Annotated in this window: 17 protein-coding genes; 10 read left to right on the top strand and 7 right to left on the bottom strand. The window is 52.4% G+C overall.

Annotated features, from left to right (window positions below; translation table 11 throughout):
- Window positions 1-24: 24 nt before the first annotated feature.
- The 6 genes from ACHZB8_RS18570 (at window position 25) to hflX (ending at window position 8,807) form a co-directional block, all read left to right on the top strand.
- Complete coding sequence (locus ACHZB8_RS18570) at window positions 25-2,376, top strand: PAS domain-containing sensor histidine kinase (RefSeq protein ID WP_316862503.1); 2,352 nt, start codon at window positions 25-27, stop codon at window positions 2,374-2,376.
- A 2-nt stretch (window positions 2,377-2,378) separates the two neighbouring features.
- Window positions 2,379-3,749, top strand: coding sequence for a sigma-54 dependent transcriptional regulator (locus tag ACHZB8_RS18565; protein WP_316862502.1), 1,371 nt, complete (start codon window positions 2,379-2,381; stop codon window positions 3,747-3,749).
- Between the two features lie 194 nt (window positions 3,750-3,943).
- Window positions 3,944-5,320 (top strand): Trk system potassium transporter TrkA, encoded by a 1,377-nt coding sequence (gene trkA, locus ACHZB8_RS18560; RefSeq protein WP_316862501.1) that lies wholly within the window; start codon window positions 3,944-3,946, stop codon window positions 5,318-5,320.
- Window positions 5,321-5,398: 78 nt separating this feature from the next.
- Entirely contained in the window at window positions 5,399-6,805 is a 1,407-nt protein-coding gene (locus tag ACHZB8_RS18555; protein WP_316862500.1) for a potassium transporter TrkG, read from the top strand.
- Between the two features lie 346 nt (window positions 6,806-7,151).
- Window positions 7,152-7,406, top strand: a complete 255-nt coding sequence (gene hfq, locus ACHZB8_RS18550; protein WP_316862498.1) for an RNA chaperone Hfq — start codon at window positions 7,152-7,154, stop codon at window positions 7,404-7,406.
- A 54-nt stretch (window positions 7,407-7,460) separates the two neighbouring features.
- The gene (hflX, locus tag ACHZB8_RS18545; RefSeq protein ID WP_316862793.1) at window positions 7,461-8,807 is read left to right on the top strand and encodes a GTPase HflX; all 1,347 of its coding nucleotides are present in this window, start codon (window positions 7,461-7,463) and stop codon (window positions 8,805-8,807) included.
- A 91-nt stretch (window positions 8,808-8,898) separates the two neighbouring features.
- On the opposite strand, the gene mazG is transcribed toward hflX, so the two are convergent.
- On the bottom strand, window positions 8,899-9,741 hold the full coding sequence (gene mazG / locus ACHZB8_RS18540; protein WP_316862792.1) for a nucleoside triphosphate pyrophosphohydrolase: 843 nt from the start codon (window positions 9,739-9,741) through the stop codon (window positions 8,899-8,901).
- Between the two features lie 142 nt (window positions 9,742-9,883).
- The gene (gene mnmD / locus ACHZB8_RS18535; protein ID WP_316862497.1) at window positions 9,884-10,618 is read right to left on the bottom strand and encodes a tRNA (5-methylaminomethyl-2-thiouridine)(34)-methyltransferase MnmD; all 735 of its coding nucleotides are present in this window, start codon (window positions 10,616-10,618) and stop codon (window positions 9,884-9,886) included.
- 119 nt (window positions 10,619-10,737) lie between these two features.
- Between mnmD and ACHZB8_RS18530 the strand changes: the two genes are divergently transcribed.
- The 4 genes from ACHZB8_RS18530 (at window position 10,738) to ACHZB8_RS18515 (ending at window position 16,624) form a co-directional block, all read left to right on the top strand.
- Entirely contained in the window at window positions 10,738-11,916 is a 1,179-nt protein-coding gene (locus tag ACHZB8_RS18530) for an FAD-dependent oxidoreductase (RefSeq protein ID WP_316862496.1), read from the top strand.
- A 344-nt stretch (window positions 11,917-12,260) separates the two neighbouring features.
- On the top strand, window positions 12,261-14,165 hold the full coding sequence (locus tag ACHZB8_RS18525) for a nucleoside-diphosphate sugar epimerase/dehydratase (RefSeq protein WP_316862495.1): 1,905 nt from the start codon (window positions 12,261-12,263) through the stop codon (window positions 14,163-14,165).
- Window positions 14,162-15,391, top strand: a complete 1,230-nt coding sequence (locus tag ACHZB8_RS18520) for an O-antigen ligase family protein (RefSeq protein WP_316862494.1) — start codon at window positions 14,162-14,164, stop codon at window positions 15,389-15,391. Before ACHZB8_RS18525 ends, ACHZB8_RS18520 begins: the two co-directional genes overlap by 4 nt.
- Before the next feature lie 6 nt (window positions 15,392-15,397).
- A complete protein-coding gene (locus tag ACHZB8_RS18515) occupies window positions 15,398-16,624 on the top strand; it encodes a sugar transferase (protein WP_316862493.1) in 1,227 nt (408 codons plus the stop codon).
- A gap of 313 nt (window positions 16,625-16,937) precedes the next feature.
- Here ACHZB8_RS18515 and ACHZB8_RS18510 read toward each other — a convergent pair whose 3' ends face one another.
- The 5 genes from ACHZB8_RS18510 to tmk form a co-directional block, all read right to left on the bottom strand.
- Window positions 16,938-17,744, bottom strand: coding sequence for an MBL fold metallo-hydrolase (locus ACHZB8_RS18510; protein ID WP_316862492.1), 807 nt, complete (start codon window positions 17,742-17,744; stop codon window positions 16,938-16,940).
- Between the two features lie 35 nt (window positions 17,745-17,779).
- The gene (locus ACHZB8_RS18505; protein WP_316862491.1) at window positions 17,780-18,556 is read right to left on the bottom strand and encodes a TatD family hydrolase; all 777 of its coding nucleotides are present in this window, start codon (window positions 18,554-18,556) and stop codon (window positions 17,780-17,782) included.
- Between the two features lie 8 nt (window positions 18,557-18,564).
- Complete coding sequence (gene metG / locus ACHZB8_RS18500; protein ID WP_316862490.1) at window positions 18,565-20,127, bottom strand: methionine--tRNA ligase; 1,563 nt, start codon at window positions 20,125-20,127, stop codon at window positions 18,565-18,567.
- Between the two features lie 182 nt (window positions 20,128-20,309).
- Window positions 20,310-21,389, bottom strand: coding sequence for a DNA polymerase III subunit delta' (locus tag ACHZB8_RS18495; RefSeq protein ID WP_316862488.1), 1,080 nt, complete (start codon window positions 21,387-21,389; stop codon window positions 20,310-20,312).
- On the bottom strand, window positions 21,390-22,094 hold the full coding sequence (tmk, locus tag ACHZB8_RS18490) for a dTMP kinase (RefSeq protein WP_316862486.1): 705 nt from the start codon (window positions 22,092-22,094) through the stop codon (window positions 21,390-21,392).

The following is a 22,094-nucleotide window of genomic DNA, read 5'->3' as shown; positions in this document are numbered from 1 at the left end:
TTTCCTTCCCTTAGGATATGTTGCGTGCCATACCTTTCAGAATTAGAAAAATCCGTTGTCAGACAGACCAGTGTTGAGCAGAGCCGAACCAAAGAGGCCTTGCAAGCAGCTGCCATTGCCGAAAAGCCTGAGAAAAGAAGTCTGGTTCGCCAGCTTGGTCTCATCAGTGTCATTCTTTCGGTTCTGTCCGGGGTAACGTCCTTTGTCATTCTGCTTGGTCTTACTTCCATTGATCCGAGCGAGGAAGTGATCCAGTTGGCGATGATCGTCAACGGAACGCTGCTCGTTGTGCTTGCGCTTGTGATCTTCTGGGAAACAAGCTCGGTTCTGCGCGCGCGCCAAAAGGGCAAGGCGGGGGCCCGGCTGCATATTCGCGTGATGGGATTGTTCGCGCTGGTGGCAACCGTGCCGACGGTGCTGGTGGCCATCTTTGCCTCTATCACGCTTGATAGAGGCCTTGACCGCTGGTTTTCTTCCCGAACCCAGGCGATCATCAACAGTTCGCAAACTGTTGCCAGTGCCTACACCAAGGAACATGCGAGGGTTTTGCGAAATGAACTGTTGGGAATTGCGCAGGCCCTCAATGATGCAGAGCCGTATTTTCTGCTGGATTCGGATCGGTTCCGCGCCATTTTTGCAAGACAGACACGTATTCGTGGTATTCCCGCGGCCTTTGTCGTCAGTGGCGAAGGCGAGCAGCTCGTGGCGTCGCCAAGTCGGCTTGATCAGCCGATCCCGAATATGCCGGGACCGGATCTGCTGGAACAGGCTCACAGTCAACCGGTTTTCATCGCGCTGGGTGATTCCAACCTTGTGGCAGGCATCATGCGCCTTGAGGAGTTTAGTGACGCCTATTTGTTCGTGTTGCGGGTGATTGATCCGGTGGTTTCCAACTTCCTGCGAATGACGTCCGAAAATGCGCAGGAATATCGAGCCTTCTTTGATAGCCGGTCGAATATTCAGGCCGCTTTTGCCATGCTCTATATCGGCGCCGGGCTTATTGTCCTGTTGTCGACGACGTGGCTTGCGATCGGCTTCGCAAACCGGTTGGTTGCTCCGATACGGCGCCTGATCGGAGCTGCTGAACGCGTGCGCCATGGGGATCTTTATGTCCGCTTGCCAGTCGAGAAAGGGTCGACGGATTTTGCCAATCTGAATGAAACTTTCAACACGATGACGACCGATCTTCGCTCGCAGCGAGATGAACTCATACTGGCGCGTGACGCCATTGATGCCCGCCGGCGGTTTACGGAGGCCATGCTACAAGGCGTCAGTGCAGGTATTCTGGGCGTTGATGCGACCGGGGAAATAACGCTCGCCAACCCATCGGTTCAGAAGCTTCTCGGTTTGCGGGAACGCGATTTGCTCGGTGAGGACTTTGCTACCATTTTGCCTGAAATTGCCCCTCTTGTTGAAAATGCCGAACATGAAATTGGCACGCATGGGGAAGAACAGGTATCGCTCGTTCGCAACGGTATTGAATATGTCCTGAGGGTGCGGGTCACATCCGAGCGCGGGGAAGAAGAAAGCCATTCCTATGTGGTCACCCTTGATGACATCACCAATCTGGTCAGTGCCCAAAGATCTGCGGCCTGGGCAGATGTTGCGCGTCGTATTGCCCACGAGATCAAGAATCCCCTGACGCCAATTCAGTTGTCGGCCGAGCGTCTGCGGCGCCGATATGGCAAGAAGGTTGCCGAAGATGATCAAAGGGTATTTGATCAATGCGTTGACACCATCGTGCGGCAAGTCGGCGATATTGGTCGGATGATCGACGAATTCTCGTCCTTTGCGCGTATGCCCAAGCCGGTTTTCGAGCCGGGCAACCTGTCCGAAGTCATCAGACAGTCAGTTTTCCTGATTGAAGTTGCCAATCACGACATTACCTTTACCACGGACATACCGGAAACAATGCCGGGATCTTTCGATCATCGTCTGATTTCGCAAGCCATGGCAAATATCGTCAAGAATGCAACCGAGGCCATTGCCGGCCTTGAAAATCGACATGAGGTTGAGGGGCATGTTCATGTGATGGCTGAAGTCGGCAGCGAGCATTATTGTGTTCGTGTTATCGACAACGGCATCGGGTTGCCTGCAAGCAACCGTCAAAGACTGCTGGAACCCTATATGACGACGCGTGAGAAGGGAACCGGCCTTGGCCTGGCGATTGTCAGGAAGATTCTCAAGGAGCATGGCGGTGCTATTCGTCTGCTGGATGCCAAGGAGGTGTCAGAGTTTGAGCGGGGAGCCTGTATTGAAATGCGTATTCCAAAAGAAGCCTTGAATGATGAGGATTCTACCAAGGACGATTTGATAGACGATTATAATTCCGGTTTGGCTCTGACGAGTGTGAGTGATGAAGAGGCAGAGGGCTGATAATGGCGGCTGATATTCTTGTAGTCGATGATGAAGAGGACATCCGGGAGCTTGTTGCCGGACTGTTGGACGATGAAGGTTATGATGCTCGAATGGCTTCACATAGCGATGAAGCGCTCGAGTTGATCGAGCAGAGACGCCCCTCGCTGATTTTTCTGGATATCTGGCTTCAGGGGTCTCGGCTGGACGGGCTGGCGCTGTTGGCCGTTATCAAACAGAAACATCCCGAACTGCCGGTGGTGATGATTTCAGGCCATGGTGGTGTCGAAACCGCTGTTGCTGCAATCAAGCGCGGAGCCTATGACTTTATCGAAAAACCGTTCAAGGCGGATCGACTGATTCTTGTCGCCGAGAGGGCGCTGGAAGCATCCAGTCTCAAACGTCAGGTCAAGGACTTGCGATCCCGCAGTGGCGGAGAGGTCAAGCTGGTTGGCTCTTCGAGTGCCATGAACAATTTGCGGCAGATGATCCAGCGTGTCGCGCAGACCAACAGCCGGGTTCTGGTCAGTGGACAGTCAGGCTCTGGCAAGGAGCTGGTTGCGCGCTGTATTCATCAGCAATCGCCACGTTCAGAATTGCCCTTTGTCACGTTTTCCTCGATTCAGTTCCCTCTTGAAGATCTGGAAGTCCATCTGTTCGGAACGGAGGCCGACGGGACCAGCCAGCGCAAGGTCGGCTCGTTGGAAGAGGCCCATGGCGGCACGCTCTATATTGAAGAGATTTCCGATCTGCCAATTGATCTGCAAAGCAAGATCACGCGGGTTCTGACAACAAACAAATTTGTCCGGGTGGGTGGAAACAAGCCTGTGCAGGTCGATGTGAGGGTCATTTCCTCGACATCGCGGGACATGAATATCCTGATTGAGGAGGGCAGTTTTCGCGAGGATCTGTTCCATCGTCTCAATGTGGTGCCTCTGTCTGTGCCGCCTCTTGCTGAACGGCGCGAGGATATTCCCGAACTTGTTCTGCATTTCATGGAACAGTTGTCGGCTACCTCAGGGTTGCCCGCTCGCAAGATTGGTGAGGATGCGATGGCAATCTTGCAGGCTCACAATTGGCCGGGAAATATTCGTCAGCTCAAGAACAATATCGAGCGCCTGCTCATTCTGACAAAAGGAGACGAAGGGGCGGTGATTACCGCAGACTTGCTCCCGAGCGAGGTGGGGGAAACCGTTCCCAGCATTCCGGGCGGGGGCGAGGCCGGTGAGCAAATCATGTCTCTGCCGCTCAAGAAAGCTCGGGAAGTGTTCGAGCGGGAATATCTCAAGGCGCAGATTGCACGGTTTGGCGGGAATGTTTCGCGCACGGCCGAGTTTGTCGGGATGGAGCGCTCAGCCTTGCATCGCAAGTTAAAAAGCCTCGGGGTTGTCTAATTTCAGCTTTTTCTGAAGCGTTCTTTAGTCTATCTCCATTCCCGGCCAACATTGTGTTTCTCTCTTTGATGTTTCATTGTTCAGGTGTGGTCCCTGAACAGGGCGAACAGCCATGTGATGAAACTGGTTTGTTCGGGCCAAGAGATGTGGTAGGGCAACAGTGTGTCCATCCAAGAAGATGAAAGCGGTCGATTATGAAAGTAGTGATTTGCGGCGCCGGGCAAGTGGGGTTTGGCATAGCCAGACATTTGTCTTCCGAGCAGAATGATGTGACCGTTATTGACAGCTCTCCCAAGCTTGTTTCCGCCATAAGGGATACGCTCGATGTGCGCGGTTATGTCGGCCACGGTGCCCATCCTGACATTCTGGCCAGAGCGGGTGCGAATGAAGCAGACATGATCATCGCCGTCACTCTCTATGATGAAGTCAACATGATCGCCTGTCAGGTGGCTCATTCAATCTTCAATGTTCCCACCAAGGTAGCGAGGGTTCGGGCTCAATCCTATCTTGAAAAGCATTATGCGGATCTGTTTTCCCGCGAGCATCTGCCCATCGATGTCATCATTTCTCCAGAAGTGGAAGTCGGTGAGATGGTGCTGTCCCGGATGGCAATGCCCGGTGCAGAGGATACGGTTCGCTTTGCCGACGGTCAGGTTCTGATGGTTGCGCTTGAGTGCGAGGAGGACTGCCCCGTTGTTGATACGCCGCTCAGGCAGTTGACGGAACTGTTCCCTGACCTGCGCGCAGTGGTCGTTGGTATTCGCCGCGAGGGCAAATTGTTTGTGCCTCACGCCGAAGACCAGATGCAGGCCGGTGATCTTGCCTATGTAGTGGTTGATCGTGAGCAGGTTTGGCGGACGCTCAGCATCTTCGGGCATGATGAAGATCAGGCTAACCGTGTCGTTATCGCTGGTGGCGGTAATATCGGGCGCTATGTTGCACTGGCAATCGAGGAAAGACGCAACCGAACCCGTGCCAAGGTGATCGAGCTTGATCGCGACAGGGCGATCAAGATTGCCAACGATTTCAGAGATACCATCGTATTGCAAGGCAATGCCCTTGATCAGGAGATTTTGAAGGAAGCGGATATTCGGGAAGCGGATACCATGATCGCGCTGACCAACAACGATCAGGTGAATATCCTTTCCTGCGCCATGGCAAAGCGTTTGGGCTGTTCACGCACGATGGCGCTTCTCAATGATGCACATTATTCGGATCTGGTTCATGACCTGGGCATCGATTCCAACGTCAATCCCAGATCTGTCACCATATCAAAGATCTTGCAACATGTAAGACGCGGTCGAATTCGAGGGGTGCATGCGGTCGAGGATGGGGCAGCAGAAGGGATCGAGGCCGAAGCGCTCGAAACATCTCCTCTGGTCGGTCGACCATTGAGAAGTTTTGAATTTCCCGAAGGCGTGCGTGTCGGTGCGATCTATCGTGAAGGCGAGGTTCTGATGCCGGATGGCGAAACGACCATTCAGGCGGGAGACAGGGTCATCTTGTTTGCTCTGGCAGATCGGGTCAAGCAGGTCGAACTTCTGTTCCGAGTCAGCTTTGAATTCTTCTGATGCAGGATAGGGGCTAGGCTGCGGATGACCGCTATTCTCTATTATTTTTCAATTTTGCTCGGATTCTTGGGGAGTTTGATGCTGCCGACAGCGCTCGTGGCGCTGAGTGCTGGCAATCTTGAGCTTGCCGAAAGCTTTTTGCTCATGTCCGGCTTGATTGGGTTCTTGTCTGGCGGCATCTATTTTGCGTTGCGCGGGCAGGAGAGGGAGATGGTCAATCATCAGACCTTTCTTCTGTGCGTCATAGCGTGGTTCGGATTGTCTGTGGCCGGGGCATTCCCGTTTGTCCTTTCCGATCAGTTGTCCTGGGGGGATGGCTTTTTTGAAGCTGCGTCGGGGTTGAGCACGACCGGAGCAAGTGTGTTTTTGAGTTTGGCTGAAACACCGAAAGCCATCATATTCTGGCGGGCAATCTTGCAATGGTATGGTGGATTGCTGACATTGGTCAGTTTTCTCATGGTGCTGGCACCAGCCGGTGTTGGCGGTATGCGAGAGGTTCACAGCCGTTTGATGGAGCAGAGTTTGGGGGATGACATCTGGCGTTCCTTCTCCATCATCCGTCAGATCGCGGCGGCGTATAGTCTTGTGACATTGGTTCTGGCGTGGCTGCTCATTTTGACCGGTTTGCCGCCGTTCGACTCAATGTGTCTGGCATTCTCAACCATTTCGACCGGCGGTTTCCTTCCCGTTGATGGAACGCTTGGCGTCTATGACAATTCGCTTGCCGATCTGGTGGTCGCCTTCGGTATGCTCATGGGAGCAAGCAGTCTGCTATGGCACCGCATGGTCGTGCGCGGCAAATGGCAATTCCTGGTGGAGCACCGGGAAAGCTACATTTTCATTTTTCTCGTACTGGCAACAGGCTTGCTCTATTCGATTACGCTGTTCCAGCTTGCCGGCAATGCCTCCGTTTTGCCTGCCACGTCGGCCTTGCGTCAGGGTTTCTTCACCGCGGTTTCCCTGATTTCGACGACCGGCTTCGAACTCAGATATGCAGATGTTACGGTTTTGCCTGGCTTGCTGGTTTTCTCTTTGGCATTCATCGGAGCGACGCATTTCTCGACGGCTGGCGGGATAAAAATATACCGGTTCGGTGTGTTGGTGATACAGGTGGCAGACGAAGTGGCCCGCCTCGTTTATCCAAACCGGATCCGGGCTGGCCGTCTGGGGCGTCCGCGTCCTTCCATGCAGCTGTTGAATGGCATCTGGAGTTCGCTCATTCTGACGATCATCCTGATCGCAGTGGTCGCAGGAATCGTGACATTTGACATCGGACAATTGGATGGCGGGATCATCGCTGCGGTATCCAGCTTTTCCAATATCGGGCCGCTCTACAATACCGGTTGGGGGCCTGCGGGGGAGTGGCCAAGCTATTTTGAAATGTCGATGGTAACCAAAATGTCTCTCGCCATTACAATGATTATTGGCCGGATAGAGGTTATCGTTTTACTTGGTGCCCTCAATTTCAGATTCTGGAATAGATAAGCTCAAACGAAGTAACGTTTTGCGTTAGTTTTTTGTCCGAATACAAAAAATGGTTGCGATTGCGACTTGGCATGCACTATCTTTTCGTTAAACTACTAAGTTGAGAATCGGTGGGACAATTCTCAATGCAAGTATTTCCTGGTTGTTGCTGCTGAAATTTTGGGGGACAGCAAACAATCTTAGCAAAGTGTTTCCCCAAGATTTGTGGACAATCCAGGCCTTTATGCTTTTCCCTTGCGGAAAAGGGTGGCTGGTAGGCTGGTTAAATATACTGTCCTGCGCCATAATGTGCAGATCAGGTCAGTCGATACCGAGTGATGAATTAAAAGAAGATAAGGCAGGACACATGGCAGAGCGGGCCCAGAACCTCCAGGATACTTTTCTCAATCATGTCAGAAAAACTAAGACTCCTTTGACGATTTTTTTGGTCAATGGTGTGAAACTCCAAGGTGTTGTGACTTGGTTTGACAATTTTTGTGTGTTGCTGAGACGTGATGGACACTCTCAGTTGGTTTATAAGCATGCAATCTCAACAATCATGCCAAATGGGCCGTTGACACTGTTTGAAGCCGGTGAAAACGGCGAGAAGGCAGACGACTGATTGTCAGACGAAATTGATTCAGATCTGGATGACCAGGCCAAAGGTCCGCGAAAAATGATTGATCGCGAGGCCGTGCCGACACGTGCCTTGGTTCTGGTGCCGATCCTTTCACAAAATTTGCAAAATCGGGTTGCGGGTGAGGCGCGCCTTGTCCGGCGCACCGATGATGCTCGCCTCGAAGAGGCTGCGGGCCTTGCCGCTGCGATTGAGCTGGACGTCGTTGATGTCATGCGCGTGCCGCTCAATGCCATTCGACCATCCACGCTGATCGGTAAGGGCAAGCTCGAAGACATTTGGGATGTCATTGATCGCGAGAAAGTGGATCTGATCATCATGGATCATCCGTTGACTCCGGTTCAGCAGCGCAATCTGGAACATGAATGGGATACCAAGGTTCTTGACCGGACCGGGCTCATTCTGGAAATCTTCGGACGTCGCGCGCAAACAAGGGAAGGGCGCCTGCAAGTCGAGCTTGCACATCTGAATTATCAGAAAGGGCGGCTTGTAAGAAGCTGGACCCACCTTGAGCGCCAGCGCGGTGGCATCGGATTCATGGGCGGGCCCGGAGAAACACAGATCGAGGCCGACCGGCGCGCATTGCAGGAAAAGATCAACCGGCTGGAGAAGGACCTTGAACAGGTTCGCCGTACCCGAGGCTTGCAGCGGACAAACCGACAGAAGGTTCCGCATCCGATCGTTGCGCTCGTTGGCTACACCAACGCGGGCAAGTCGACGCTGTTCAATCAGCTTACCGGAGCTGGAATTTTTGCCAAGGATTTGCTGTTTGCAACGCTCGACCCGACATTGCGCACCATGGTGCTGCCGCATGGACGGCAGGTGATTCTTTCCGACACGGTGGGGTTCATTTCCGATCTTCCAACTCATCTCGTTGCCGCCTTCCGCGCCACGCTCGAGGAAGTGCTTGAGGCTGACGTCATTCTTCATGTTCGCGATATCGTGCATGAGGATACAGGCGCACAAGCCGAGGATGTGGCCAGTGTGTTGCATGATCTTGGTGTTGAGATTTACGAAGATCCTCGGGTGATCGAGGTTTGGAACAAGATCGATCTGTTGCCAGAGGCCGAACGGCAAACGGTTCTTGAGCGGGCCTCAAGCCAGAAGCCGTCCCGGTCTACTGGTCAGATGCAACCCGTCGCGCTTTCTGCCATATCGGGTGAGGGGACGACTGTTCTTCTGGCCGAAATCGAAGAGAAGCTGGCGCAGGATGACAATCTGCTGTCGGTTCATCTTGGGTTTGAAGACGGGGAAGGCCTTGCCTGGATCTATCGTCATTGCGATGTGCTGGAGAGGGTGGATGGAGAGACTGGTATTGATCTTAACATCAGGGCTCCGGACAAGGTGCAGTCCGAATTACGCAGCCGGTTCGTGATCGAGCAATAAACGGCTTTCTGGTCTGGTTGCCAGAAAGCCGGATTTGTCGGACTGGTTTGAGCACGCTCACAGCGGAGCCTTGCAAGCTGCTCTAAAGATCCTATTCTTCACGTTCCTGTTTTGCTTCCTGCCAAAGCTCTTCCATTTCTTCAAGGGTCGCATTGGCCAGAGTGTCGCCGCGAGCGGTCAATTCGGTTTCGATATGACCAAACCGGTCCCGGAATTTCTGGTTGGTATAGGCAAGGGCTTCATCCGGATCCACATTAAGATGACGGGCAAGGTTTGCCACTGCAAAGAGTAGATCGCCAACTTCGTTTCGGACAGCAGGTTCGTCCATTTCGTTATGGATGAGTTCGACGCGCACTTCCTCGATTTCTTCGGCAATCTTGTCAAGCACCAGCAATGTATCATGCCAATCGAAGCCAACCTTGCTCGCCTGTTTTTGCAGCTTGACCGCGGCTTTCATCGCGGGCATGCCGCGGGGAACCTGGTCAAGAAAGGCCTGTTCCTTGTCAACCAAGCCCAACGCGAGGCGTTCTTGTGCACGTTCTGACTTTTCTTCCTGTTTGATGGCTTCCCAGGCGCTGCGAACCATGCCCTTGTCGCGGGCTTCTGAATCTCCAAACACGTGAGGATGCCGGCGGATCATTTTCTTGGTGACTGCGTGAACGACATCGCCAAAATCGAATCGGGCCTTTTCTTCGGTCAGCTCGCTTGCCATCTGGGCGTGGAAGATAACCTGCAACAGCAAATCGCCTAGTTCATCTCGCATATCATATAGGTCGTTGCGTTCGATTGCATCCTGCACCTCATATGCTTCTTCGATGGTGTAGGGAATGATGGACGCAAAATTCTGTTCAACATCCCAGGGACATCCTGTTTCCTTGTCCCGAAGACGTTTCATGATTTCAACAAGAACCGAAATATCGCGAGAGGGCGTAATCGTCATAATAGAACTCAAGTGATCTGCTGCGCTTCCCTTTGCCCCGTCGAGGAGAGGGGGCGGGATAACGCCGTATTGGATTGGTCTGAAGCATTCTCGGGGCTTCTATAGTCGCGGAAATGCCAAGCATGAAGGGAGCGCTTCAGCGCAGAGGATGACTCACCAGTTCGCCGGTGATCATATCCCGTTTATGCCCAAAGCCCTTGCGCTTTGCAATGGAAAAACCTGCTGAATTGAGATTGCGGCGCACCCATCCTGCGGCTGTGTAGCTGGCCAATGTTGCTTGACTGTTCGACTTCTCGCTGACCGCTCTCAGAAGATTGAGTGACCAAAGGTCCGGGTTTGTTTTCGGGTTGAAGCCATCCAGATACCATGCATCGACAAGGTCAGGAATTGTCTCCAGTCCGTCGGCAGCCTCGCCAATGAAAAGCTCAAGGGTTACGTTTCCGAAATGATGGGTTTGCCAGCCAGAAGCATCAGGAGACCAGACTTGCAGAAGCAGGTCTCTTTCGTTGGACAATTCAGGCCAGGGAGAAAGCGCCTTGAACAGATTGTCTTTTGCCATCGGGTATTTTTCAAATGAAATAAAAGTGAGGCTGCGTTCGACCTCGACCTTTGGAGCTGAATCCTTTTCCGCAAAGGCAACGGTATTTTGCCAAGCCTGCCATGTGGCAAGAAAGTTCAAACCGGTTCCGAAACCAAGCTCTCCAATAACCGGATCTTTGGCTTCCTGCCAGCGTTCTGTGAGGTTGTTTCCGTTTATGAAAACGTATCTGGTTTCCTCAAGACCGCTGTCACGAGAATAGTAGGTATCGTTAAAGAGTGTGGATTTTGGGGTCAAGTTGTCCAGCCAGACAAGTTCGGGAGGGTTGGCCATATCATTTTTCCGAAGGATCGATTAGGGTGCGGCTGTCCATGACCTTTCGATTCTTCTGACGTTTTGATTGGGTCAGTTTCCAGCGACGCATTTCTCATTCATAAAAAGAAATTCCTGCCATGCCAAGTGCTCTTTCTCCCGCTCATTCGTCTTCTCATGATTGTCTCATAATTGGAGGGGGCGTTTTCGGTCTCTCGATTGCACGTGCCTGCCTGGGGCAAGGCCTTCGTGTTCTGCTGGTTGATAAACAGGAGATCGGGCATGGGGCGAGTTATGGGCTTTTGGGTGCGCTATTGCCTCATATGTCCGAGAGGTGGAATGAAAAGAAAGAGTTTCAATTCAATGCATTGAAAGAGCTTTCTAATGTAAGGGATGAATTGGAGAGCGAAGTCGGGATCTCAATCGGCTATGATCGCTGTGGGCGTGTCGTGCCACTTGATACGGCCAATTTGCGTGAGCGGCACGAGGTTCGGTCAAAAGAAGCCGAGCACTTATGGCACGGTGCGGAGACCGGTTATTTTCATCGGGTTTATCCGCAAGATGGCCCTGATGGCTGGCTCAATCCCGCGCTTTGTGCCGAAGGATATGCTTTTGACAATTTCTCAGCGCGAGCGAACCCGAGGGCCTATTGTGAGGCTGCCAAGGCGTCTGTCATCAAGAGAGGTGGTCGTCTACTTGAAAAGAATGAAGTGGTTGCGATCAAGGATCTGGGAGAGGGGGCGGAAGTCACCCTTTCAACTGGCGAAGTCCTTTCGGCGGGGATCGTTGTGGTTGCTGCCGGATATTCGAGTTTCCCGATGGTCGAGACGTTAACCGGGATGGATGATCTGGGTAAGGGGGTCAAGGGACAGGCGCTTATTGCCAAGGTTGGGCAAAAACCTCATGTGCCTATCCTGTATGACCGCACAATTTACGTTGTTCCTCATGATGATGGCATTTGCGCCATTGGCAGCACCACAGAGGAAGAATGGGACGATGAGAATAGCACAGATGAGCGCTGCGATGAGATCTGGGCTCGGGCAAAAAACCTGTGTCCCATGCTTGAAGGTGCCGAGATCCTGCAACGGTGGGCGGGAATCAGACCGAAAGCGGCAAAGCGCGATCCGATGATCGGATTCATTCCCGGCTCAACAAGTGTTTTCGTGGCAACGGGTGGCTTCAAGATCGGATTCGGTCTTGCCCATGCTATTGCTCAGGTTTGCATGGAACGGATTGCAGGAATCACGCCGACGATTTCCTTGCCGCACAATTTCGAAATTGACTATCATCTTGATGGCAAGGCATGGGGCTCCAAGTAATAGCTTTATTGCTATCATGGTGCCCTGAAGGCAGGGGCGACGGGTTCGGCAGATCAAAGGACCCGTTAAACCCTTGTGTAATTTAACGATATTTTGTGGATTGTGATTGTTTCCCCAGTGTTTTAGAAAATGTATGTGAAGGGTTGTAGACAGCCACACCTTAGGTCATTATGACATACTTATTTTTACCGAACACGAAATCAGAATACTTTTTTTTGAATTGAAGACATTACCGTTTGGTTGCTATAGGGATAGCAGCAGGTATAGGCTGACATATGCATAGACATCTGAAAAAATTTAATGAGGTCATTATTGGCATTCCCAGGAGCTGGAAAAGATTGCTGATGATGGCAATCGATTTCCTGGCAACACCATTCTTTCTCTGGCTTGCCTATGTCATGCGTTTGTCCGATGTCTGGCCGGAACGATATCTTTACCACCATTGGTGGATCTTTCTTTTCTCCGCTTTTGCGGCAATCGGAATTTTCACATACAACCATTTCTATCGTTCGGTCATGCGGTATGTCGGTTCCGACATCCTGTTTCAGATCGTCAAATCGGTTTTTCTGCTCAGTCTGAGCATCATGGTGCTCGGCTTCTTCGCTGCCGAGCCGATCATGCCGAGATCTGTTCCGTTTATTTTTGCGTTGCTCGTGACCTTTTATGCCGCCGCGAGCCGCTATTCGATCCGCTATTACTATCATTGGGTCATCTCTCATTTGCTCAACAAGCAGCATGTCGCGATTTACGGTGCTGGCGGGGCAGGGGTGCAGTTGGCGTTGGCGCTGGAAAACAGCATGGAGCTGAAGCCGGTTGCCTTTGTTGATGACGACAAGAGCCTCTATCACACCTCGGTTCACGGTTTGCGTGTTTATGCGCGTCGTGAGCTGAAAGATCTGGTCGGCAGCTTGGAAATCAAGCATGTTCTGCTCGCGATGCCGTCCGTTAGCGACGAGAAGAAGAACGAACTCATTCGGGAGTTGACCAAGGATGGCATCAAGGTGATGACGGTTCCCTCGATGCCGGAAATCGTTATGGGTGCCGCCTCGATCGACACTCTCAGGAAGGTTGAGATCGAAGACCTTCTGAACAGGGACACCGTGGTTCCCGAGGAAGCGTTGATCGCAAAAAGCCTTGTTGACAAAGTGGTTCTTGTCACTGGTGCGGGCGGGTCCATCGGTTCGGAAATCTGCCGTCAGGTCGTGCATAATGGCGCCAAGAAGCTGGTCATGCTGGATGCCTGCGAGTTCAATCTTTACCGTATCGATCAGGAACTGGGGGACTCACGTCCTGTGCTCGATGGCCAATGCGAGATCGTTCCGATTTTGGGAAGCATTTGCGACGCTGAGCATCTGGACAGAATTCTGACGGATTGTCCGGTCCAGACGGTTTACCACGCGGCCGCTTACAAACATGTGCCGCTGGTTGAGAGCAATATTCTGGCGGCTGTCAAAAATAACATTCTGGGCACAAAGACCTTGTGCGAATGCGTGCTGCGCCATGGGGCCGAGCGGTTCATTCTCATTTCGACCGACAAGGCCGTGCGCCCAGCCAATATCATGGGCATCTCGAAGCGCGTTTCCGAGCTTATTGTCAAGGATATGGCAGACAGGTCGGAAAAAACGATTTTCACCATGGTTCGTTTTGGCAATGTGCTTGGGTCTTCAGGATCTGTGGTTCCGCTATTTTCCGAGCAGATTCGAAATGGTGGTCCGGTGACCGTTACTCATCCCGACGTAACACGCTATTTCATGACCATCCCGGAAGCTGCCCTATTGGTCATTCAGGCCGGGAGTCTTTCGAAAGGTGGAGAGGTTTTCGTTCTGGATATGGGGCGTGAGGTCAAGATTTCCGATCTCGCCCAGCGGATGATCGAATTGTCAGGACACACGGTCAAAAGTGAAGACAATCCGACCGGGGATATCGAGATCAAATATATTGGCTTGCGGGCAGGCGAAAAGATGACCGAGGAGCTTGCCTATGACAATAACCTGTCTGGTACCGCACATCCGCATATTCTGGTGGCAATGGATCCACTTCCCGTTAGGGAGCATTTGCAAGAGCTGTTGAGGTCGCTCAAGACGGCGCTGGAGCAATGCGACGAGGAAACGGCAGGGAAGATCTTGCGCAAACCCATGATCGCTGAAGTGTCCGCCATCCCGGTTTACAAGGAAGTGGGTGAAAAACCCGATCAATCAGATCAACAAGCCGGGGAAGATGTCGCCGAGAATGGGGCGACCAAGGCATGATGACAAGAAGGATCGAAACACTTCTCCGACTTTGGCTTTTCTCCATTTGTATTTTCACACTGATTGGCAATGCCGCGTCCGATATATGGCTGACGGGGACCGTTGTGTTGTTCATCGGCCATTCTGTGATGCATGGAAATACTCAATGGCTTTCATTCCGGTGGTTTCAGATCGCCTTGATTTTCTGGATCTGGATCATTGTTGCCTCGCTTCTGTCCAGCTGGCCTGTTCATTCTCTTGAAGACTCTGCCGGTTGGATACGGTTTCCGCTCTTTGCCTTGGCATTGTCCTATTTTCTTGAATATGTGCCCGGCGCTCGCAGATATGTTTTGGTCGCTTTGTGTGTTGGCCTTGCCGTCATGTTGGGGTCCATGCTGCACGAGAAAATTCTCGATCCAAGCAAGGTCAGGCTTTACGGAACCTGGAACCAGAATACCAAGGCGGGCTGGTTGATGCTTGGCTTCGGGCTGCCTGTTTCCTTTTGGGCGCTCAAGAAGGTTCTCGAAAATACCCGTTCTGCTTTCTGGGCATTGCCGCTGGTTGCGATGCTTCTTTCAAGCGCAATTCTGACCGGCGAAGTCTATGTGTCGATAGAATTCATATTCGGTCTTGCTCTGTTTCTTCTCGCCAGTGGCATGCGGCGTAACGTTCTGATTTCGGTTCTTGTGATTTGCTTTGCCTTGGTTGTATTGGTGTTTGTGCTTGATCCTGAGCTGGTGCGCAGATTTCAGGTCTCGATCGTCAAGCGTTTGCCATGGATGTCGACAAGCGACTATTATGTGCCATGGATGCGCGGGTTCATGGCTGGCGAAATGCATCCCGTCTTCGGGATCGGTCCGAAAAATCATCAGCTATTCTGCACTTCAACGGAGGCCTTGCGTGGTCTCAGCAAAACGGTTTGCTACCCGCACCCGCATAATCTCTATATCCAGATTTTCGCCGAAACCGGTGCAATCGGGCTTCTGCTCTTTCTTGCCATGGTCGTGGCCATTTTTGCGCAAGTGCTCAATGGTGCAAAACGCCGGCATGAAATGTCACGTGAGGTGATTGCAGCGCTTTGCATTCTGATTGCGATTCTATGGCCGATTTCAACCTATTCGCATGCTTTCGGGCAGCACAAAAACTTTTTCACCTGGCTCAATATCGCCTGGGCTCTTTATCTTGCCGGGCAATTCAAGACCACCTCTAGGGGTGAGGCCGCATCGGAAGAGCAGAAAGCGGGCTGACTTGAAATGAAACTCATCGTAACCGAAGCGCATGATTTTGTCGGCTCAAGGCTCGTGAGGCATTTGGCTGAAGAGGGGCATGAATTGTTGCTTCTCGACCATGATCCTGCTGCTATCAAGACACTGTTTTCAGACATGGATCTTGCGGTTGCTGATTATGACTGTGTCGACAAGGAGCGTCTGGCCGGTTACGACTGCTGCCTTCATTTGACGCGACGCGATAGCGACGGCACAGGTGAAGACGCTGATTATGTGCGCGATAATGTCGAGCTTTTTGCTGCCTTATGCCGCAAACTGGTGAAGGCCGGAGTAAAGCGGCAAGTCTATCTCTCCACTATCCGCGCAGATGAGCATGATTCCGCTCCGTATGGCCGTAGCAAGTGGCTGGCAGAACAAACCCTGAAAAGCATTTGCAGCGAGCAGGGGGCCTGCACTCCGATAATCTTGCGGCCTGCCTATCCTCATGCGAAGCCCTATCGTGATCGTCTTTCATGGTTGAACGCCTTGCCCGGTTTTTTGGCGGACGGGCTCTTTGGTCTCATTGCTGCCTTGAAGCCGGTTGTCGATTATCCCGCGCTTGAGAATGCTATCGACAGGGTTCTGGTCGAGGATCTTGATCCAAGGCGTCAGATGATCCCGCTCAGCAATCGGCAAATGGGGAACGGGTTTTATCACGCCTTGCACTGGTGCATTGATATGTCATTCGTGCTGGCGGTTGTCTGTCTGCTTTGGTGGCTTTTTCCCTTGATGTTTGTTCTCATTCGGTTTGATAGTCCGGGGCCTGTGATTTTCAGGCAGGCGCGTGTCGGAAAGGGCGGTCGCGTTTTCACCTGCTACAAGTTCAGGACCATGAAGGAAGACACCAAAGTCGCAGCCACTCATGAGGTGAGCCGGAGTTCCGTGACCCGAATTGGTGGTTTCTTGCGCCGCTCGCGCATCGATGAACTGCCGCAAATCTGGAATATCCTTTGCCGTGAAATGAGCCTTGTTGGCCCGAGGCCATGTTTGCCCAAGCAGGAAGAGCTTGTGAACTGGCGCCGGGATCTGGGCGTGCTCGACAGTCTGCCAGGAATCACGGGGTTCGCACAGATCCAGAATATCGACATGAGCGATCCGCAGAAGCTGGCTCATGTTGATGCAGATTACGTCGCGCGTCGCACAGTGTTGCTCGATATAAGAATTATTCTGGCGACGGTTCTTGGTCGCGGGATGAAGGATTATAACGCTGCCTGAAATAGGGGAGCACAGCGGGCGATTGCATAAAATTTTAGATAAATTCGTGTGATAGAATGGATGTGTTGCGCGTTCAAAATCTGGTTCTGTTCCTTACAAGAGTGTTTCGCATAATCTATATTATGGAATTTAAATTTCGTGTCATATTGGGTGACTGTTTGAGTTTCGGAAATAACCTCAATAAAACATGGGCTTGCGATGCTTTTATAAAGCGTTTCACGACTGGCTCAATGCGCATGATGGGCTCTGTGATGGCATCCTTTGATGCATGATGCACAGATGATGCCTTGCGTCTTTGCCAATCGAGCGTGGTCTAGAATTGCAGTATCAAGCCGTCAAAGGCCGGGATGAAATTGCCAGGCAGATTTCGCAGCAGCGTATCGTAGTCCATGTCGACATGCATGTGCGTGAGGACTGTTTTCTTCGGCTTGATGCGTTCAGACCACTCGATGACTTGATCAAGGCAAAAGTGGCTTGGATGGGGCGAATAGCGTAAGGCGTCGACAATCCAGATATCGAGATCCTGAAGATATTGCATGCTCTCTTCCGGGATGTCGTTCACATCGGACGAGTATGCGAGATTGCCGACCCGGAATCCGAGCGAGAAAATATCGCCGTGAACCTGATTGAAGGGCATCGTCTCGATCGGCCCGGCTGGTCCATCAATGGTCAGTGGCTGACCGTGATCAATCAGAGTGGCTTCCAGGATCGGTGGGTAGCTGCTGCCCTTGGGTGTTTCAAAACAATATCGGAAGGCATTCCTGGTGCGTTCGAGAGTCAACTCGTTGGCATAGACCTTCACACGCTCGCGCCTGTTGAAGACGAATGCGCGCAGGTCATCAATGCCATGAGTATGGTCCGCATGAGGATGGGTGTAGACAACGCCATCGACCCAGTCGACTTCGGCACGCAGCATCTGCTCACGGAAATCCGGACCGGTATCGATCAGCATGCGTGTAACCTTGTTGCCTTGCCATCTCTCTACGAGTGCTGAGCATCGGGTTCTACGGTTCTTCGGATTTTTGGGGTCGCATTTGCCCCAGTCATTGCCGACCCGTGGAACGCCCGGAGAGGATCCGCATCCCAAGATTTGTAGCCTGTATCCGTCCTGAGGTTTCATTTTTCAAACCGATTGTTGTTACTTGTTCGGACGGGCTATCTTACCGCTTTTGAGAAGAGACGGAAGAAGTTTTCCGTCGTTATCTCTGTCATTTCTTCAAGGGTTGTGCCTTTCACGTCCGCAAGGACCTGCGCTGTATTGACCACATAAGATGGTTCATTGCGCTTGCCGCGAAACGGCATGGGCGCAAGATAAGGTGCGTCGGTCTCAACCAGCAACCGATCAAGCGGAACATCGGCCACGATATCGCGTATGTCCTGGCTGCGCTTGAATGTAAGAATGCCTGACAGAGAGATATGGTGCCCCATCTTCAAAGCCCGCATTGCAAGGTTTCGACCCGAGGAGAAGCAGTGCAAGATGGCTTTATAAGCGCCCTCCTCCATACCTTCCTCCAGAATACGGATCATGTCGTCATCGGCATCGCGGGAATGGATGACCAGAGGCAAGCCGGTCAGTCTCGCAGCCTTGATATGGGTCCGCAGGCCTTGAGCCTGCGCGTCCCGTGGTGCATTGTCATAGAAATAGTCAAGGCCGACTTCGCCGATGGCTACGCATTTTGGATGTTCGGCAAGCTTTGCTATGTCTTCGGCGGAAAAGTCGAGTTCCTCATCAGCGTTATGCGGATGGGTGCCAACAGAGCAGAAGACATTGTCATAGCGTTCGGCGATAGCCTTGATGGCATCGAACTCGGTGATCCGTGTGCATATGGTCACCATATGCCCGACACCGGACGTCTCGGCTCTTTTTACGACATCATCAAGTTCGTTCTGGAAATCGGGGAAATCCAGATGGCAGTGACTATCGACCAGCATTGGCTTTTCTATGCCTCGTCTTCTTCTGTCTTCTCAACATAGCGAGGGAAAACCGGGCTCGGCTTGTCGATTGGGGTGCCGCTTTTTAGGCGCCCCTCACCGCCCAGAGCCGTAAAGAGGCGCTGATCCTGGCTCAATGCAAACAGATCAAGCAATTTGTTGGCTGAATCCGGAATGAAGGGTTGCGCCAGAATGCCGACCTGACGGATGATTTCGGCGGTGACATAGAGAACCGTCTTCATGCGATCCGGATCGGTTTTGCGCAAGGCCCAGGGTTCTTGGGACGCGAAATATTTGTTGGCCTCGCCGACCGTATCCCAAATGGTCTCCAGTGCCTTGTGGATCAGCTGCTTGTCCATCGCGTCCCGACATTTGTCGAGCATCGCATCTGCCTGATCCAGCATTGCCTTGTCTTCGGCGCTGTAGTCACCGGGTTCCGGCAGTGCCTTATCGCAGTTCTTGGCGATCATCGAAAGTGAGCGGCTGGCAAGGTTGCCAAGGTCGTTGGCAAGATCTGCATTGGTGCGGTTGACGATGGCTTCGTGACTATAGTTGCCGTCCTGACCGAATGGCACTTCACGCAGGAAGAAGAAGCGTGTCTGGTCGAGGCCATATTCCTCGATGAGGCCAAAGGGATCGATCACATTACCGATCGATTTGGACATTTTCTCACCGCGGTTGAACAGGAAACCGTGTGCGAAAACCCGTTTCGGAAGCGGAACACCTGCCGACATCAGGAATGCAGGCCAGTAGACCGCATGAAAGCGAATGATGTCCTTGCCGATAATATGGGTGCCATTGCCCCAGAAAGTCTTGAATTTCTCAGCGTCGATGTTGGGGTAGCCCAGTGCGGTGATATAGTTGGTCAACGCATCAACCCAGACATACATCACATGCTTGTCATTTCCGGGAACAGGAATGCCCCAGTCAAAGGTCGTGCGTGAAATGGAAAGATCGCGCAGGCCGCTTTTCACAAAGCTGATGATTTCGTTGCGGCGCTCGGAAGGCCCCATGAAGTCGGGCTGGTTTTCATAAAGCGCCAGCAATTTGTCCTGATAGGCAGAGAGACGGAAGAAATAGCTTTCCTCTTCGGTCCATTCGACCGGAGATCCCTGCGGGCCATAGCGGACGCCATCCTCGCGCAGCTCGGTTTCGCTTTCGGCATAATAGGCCTCATCGCGCACAGAATACCAGCCCGCATAACTATCCAGATAGATGTCGCCGTTGGCTTCCATGGCCTTCCAGATGGCTTTGGACGCTTCATAGTGGCGAGCCTGGGTGGTGCGAATGAAATCGTCGTTGGACAAGTTGAGCGCCTTGGTCATTCTTTCAAAGACCGGTGCGTTACGATCCGCAAGCTCTGCTGCGGTCAGGCCGATTTTCTCGGCCGTCTGCTGCATTTTCTGTCCATGCTCGTCTGTGCCGGTGCAGAAGAAAACCTCATGCCCGTCGAGCCGCTTGAAGCGTGCCATCGAGTCCGTTGCCATCATTTCATAGGCATGCCCGATATGAGGGGCGCCGTTGGGATAGGAGATAGCGGTGGAGATGAAAAACGGAGTTTTGTCAGTCATGCCGATGGTCGTTTTCTAGCTTTGGGTGGATTTTCTCCCAATCAGACGGCGATTGGATGATTGGTCCAACAGCCGAGGCAAAGGGAGGAATGAATTCTTCAAACAGGTTTGTGGGCGAAGGGACGTGTGTCGTCAAGTCATTTTGTCGAATGCTGGTGGAAAGCGGGTTTTAAAGGGGTTTTTCAGCTCGCCTTGGATGCTTTGGCCAGCATGCGCACAATTTCGATTACTGTCTGCTTCTTGTCGAGATTGAAAATACGGGTTTGCTGGAGCATCTCTCTTGCTTCTTCCCAGGCATCAGCAAGGGCGTTGAGGTTCTTTACGTCTGCATTCGCTTTGCGGCTCTGCTGATGCAGTTGGTGGGAAAGGTAGCCATGTACAAGATCTGAGAAATTGTCGATGCGCTCTTCTTTGCCACGTTGCGCAACCAGATCAGCAAAATTGTTGAGGCTGTCATAATCGGGATTATGGGGCGGTGCCAGCAGCCTCTCGAAAGTGTGAATGAGTACGAGACCTTCGTTGGATTGCAGTTCGGCGGCCTTGCGGATGGAACCGGCGCAGCTCTTGCTCAAATGTGTGAGGGTCTCTCCGTCTGCAATCTCCAGCCCCTGAATGGCGTCACTGAGGTCCTTACCGGCAAGAGGCGAGAAACTGAGGCGACGACACCGAGAGCGGATCGTCGGCAGAAGGCGACCCGGAGCGTGCGATATCAGAAAGAAAACGGTCCGCTTGGGCGGTTCTTCAAGGATTTTCAGCAGAGCGTTTGCTGCATTGCTGTTGAGATCATCGGCAGGGTCAACGATGCAAACCCGCCATGTCCCCTCTCCGGCCGTAGAGCCAAAGAATTTGACGGTCTTACGCACCTCATCGACGGTAATCTCGGTTTTGAATTTCTTTGCTTTCTCGTCATAGGGGCGATCGATGACCAGAAGGTTCGGATGCGCCAGATTGTTGATGAGATGGTTTGAATGGCTGTCTTCGGGGCAATCGAGGGATGTCGGCGCAGCATCTTCAAGCAAGGAAATGGCATCCTTCTTTCCTCCTTCATTGAAAATGAAGCGAGCGGCCCGAAAAGCAAAAGTGGCTTTGCCGATGCCTTTGGGACCTGTCAACAGCCACGCATGATGCATTTTGCCCGAGTTCCATGACGACAATAGCCGCTTCTCTTCGGCTTTGTGGCCGAAAAAAAGGCGCTGCATGTGTGGCGGTGCCAGATTTTCAATTGAATCAAAGATCTGGATGTCCTGATCACTCTGTGCCATCTAGTCTTTGCCTGTCTCGTCGGTTGTGGTTGGGGCGGATTTGTTGACTCTGGCCATATGCGTGGACAATAAGTCGGTTTCAACGATTTTCCAAATGTCTGTAGCAATTTCCTCGATGGTTTGAGAAGCGTCGATCACCTTGCAACGCTTGGGATTTTTCCGGGCAAGCTTGAGAAAGGCATTGCGGCGATTCTCATGGATATGCATGGCTTCTCGCTCGAAACGGTCGGCTGCTTCATTTTCGTTACGTCTTTTGTTGGCGCGAGCCATTCCGACATCTGCTCTGAGATCGAGGATAAAGGTGATATCCGGCGAAACACCATTGATAGCAAGGCGTTCGAGAATGTCGACCAGATCTTCGGTCACCTCCTGGCTTTCGCCCTGATAGATGCGGGTCGAGTCCATGAACCGATCACAGAGGACCCACTGTCCTGTTTCGAGTGCCGGCTTTATGATCGTATCAACATGGTCAGCACGTGCGGCAGCAAAAAGAACCGCTTCGCCAGCCGGAGAGATGCCCATACCTTCCGCAAACCCTGACAGGAGCACGTCCCTCACTTCCTCGGCGTGTGGAGATCCCCCCGGTTCGCGGGATTGTATGCAGTCTATGCCTTTGTGTTCGAGTTTCTCTTTGAGAAGGCGAATTTGAGTCGATTTGCCAACCCCCTCTCCGCCTTCAAATGTGATGAATTTACCTCGTGACAT

The organism is uncultured Cohaesibacter sp. (assembly GCF_963556055.3).
Classification (GTDB): domain Bacteria; phylum Pseudomonadota; class Alphaproteobacteria; order Rhizobiales; family Cohaesibacteraceae; genus Cohaesibacter.
This window is presented reverse-complemented; position numbering and strand designations above follow the sequence as displayed.

What these genes read in the sequence shown, in the direction of transcription:
- metG (WP_316862490.1), bottom strand. Translation starts at nt 20,127, where the DNA reads ATGACTGACAAAACTCCGTTTTTCATCTCCACCGCTATCTCCTATCCC.
- ACHZB8_RS18505 (WP_316862491.1), bottom strand. Translation starts at nt 18,556, where the DNA reads ATGCTGGTCGATAGTCACTGCCATCTGGATTTCCCCGATTTCCAGAAC.
- ACHZB8_RS18495 (WP_316862488.1), bottom strand. Translation starts at nt 21,389, where the DNA reads ATGGCACAGAGTGATCAGGACATCCAGATCTTTGATTCAATTGAAAAT.
- ACHZB8_RS18510 (WP_316862492.1), bottom strand. Translation starts at nt 17,744, where the DNA reads ATGAAACCTCAGGACGGATACAGGCTACAAATCTTGGGATGCGGATCC.
- ACHZB8_RS18530 (WP_316862496.1), top strand. Translation starts at nt 10,738, where the DNA reads ATGCCAAGTGCTCTTTCTCCCGCTCATTCGTCTTCTCATGATTGTCTC.
- hfq (WP_316862498.1), top strand. Translation starts at nt 7,152, where the DNA reads ATGGCAGAGCGGGCCCAGAACCTCCAGGATACTTTTCTCAATCATGTC.
- hflX (WP_316862793.1), top strand. Translation starts at nt 7,461, where the DNA reads ATGATTGATCGCGAGGCCGTGCCGACACGTGCCTTGGTTCTGGTGCCG.
- ACHZB8_RS18525 (WP_316862495.1), top strand. Translation starts at nt 12,261, where the DNA reads ATGATGGCAATCGATTTCCTGGCAACACCATTCTTTCTCTGGCTTGCC.
- ACHZB8_RS18515 (WP_316862493.1), top strand. Translation starts at nt 15,398, where the DNA reads ATGAAACTCATCGTAACCGAAGCGCATGATTTTGTCGGCTCAAGGCTC.
- trkA (WP_316862501.1), top strand. Translation starts at nt 3,944, where the DNA reads ATGAAAGTAGTGATTTGCGGCGCCGGGCAAGTGGGGTTTGGCATAGCC.
- mnmD (WP_316862497.1), bottom strand. Translation starts at nt 10,618, where the DNA reads ATGGCCAACCCTCCCGAACTTGTCTGGCTGGACAACTTGACCCCAAAA.
- tmk (WP_316862486.1), bottom strand. Translation starts at nt 22,094, where the DNA reads ATGTCACGAGGTAAATTCATCACATTTGAAGGCGGAGAGGGGGTTGGC.
- ACHZB8_RS18565 (WP_316862502.1), top strand. Translation starts at nt 2,379, where the DNA reads ATGGCGGCTGATATTCTTGTAGTCGATGATGAAGAGGACATCCGGGAG.
- ACHZB8_RS18520 (WP_316862494.1), top strand. Translation starts at nt 14,162, where the DNA reads ATGATGACAAGAAGGATCGAAACACTTCTCCGACTTTGGCTTTTCTCC.
- ACHZB8_RS18555 (WP_316862500.1), top strand. Translation starts at nt 5,399, where the DNA reads ATGCTGCCGACAGCGCTCGTGGCGCTGAGTGCTGGCAATCTTGAGCTT.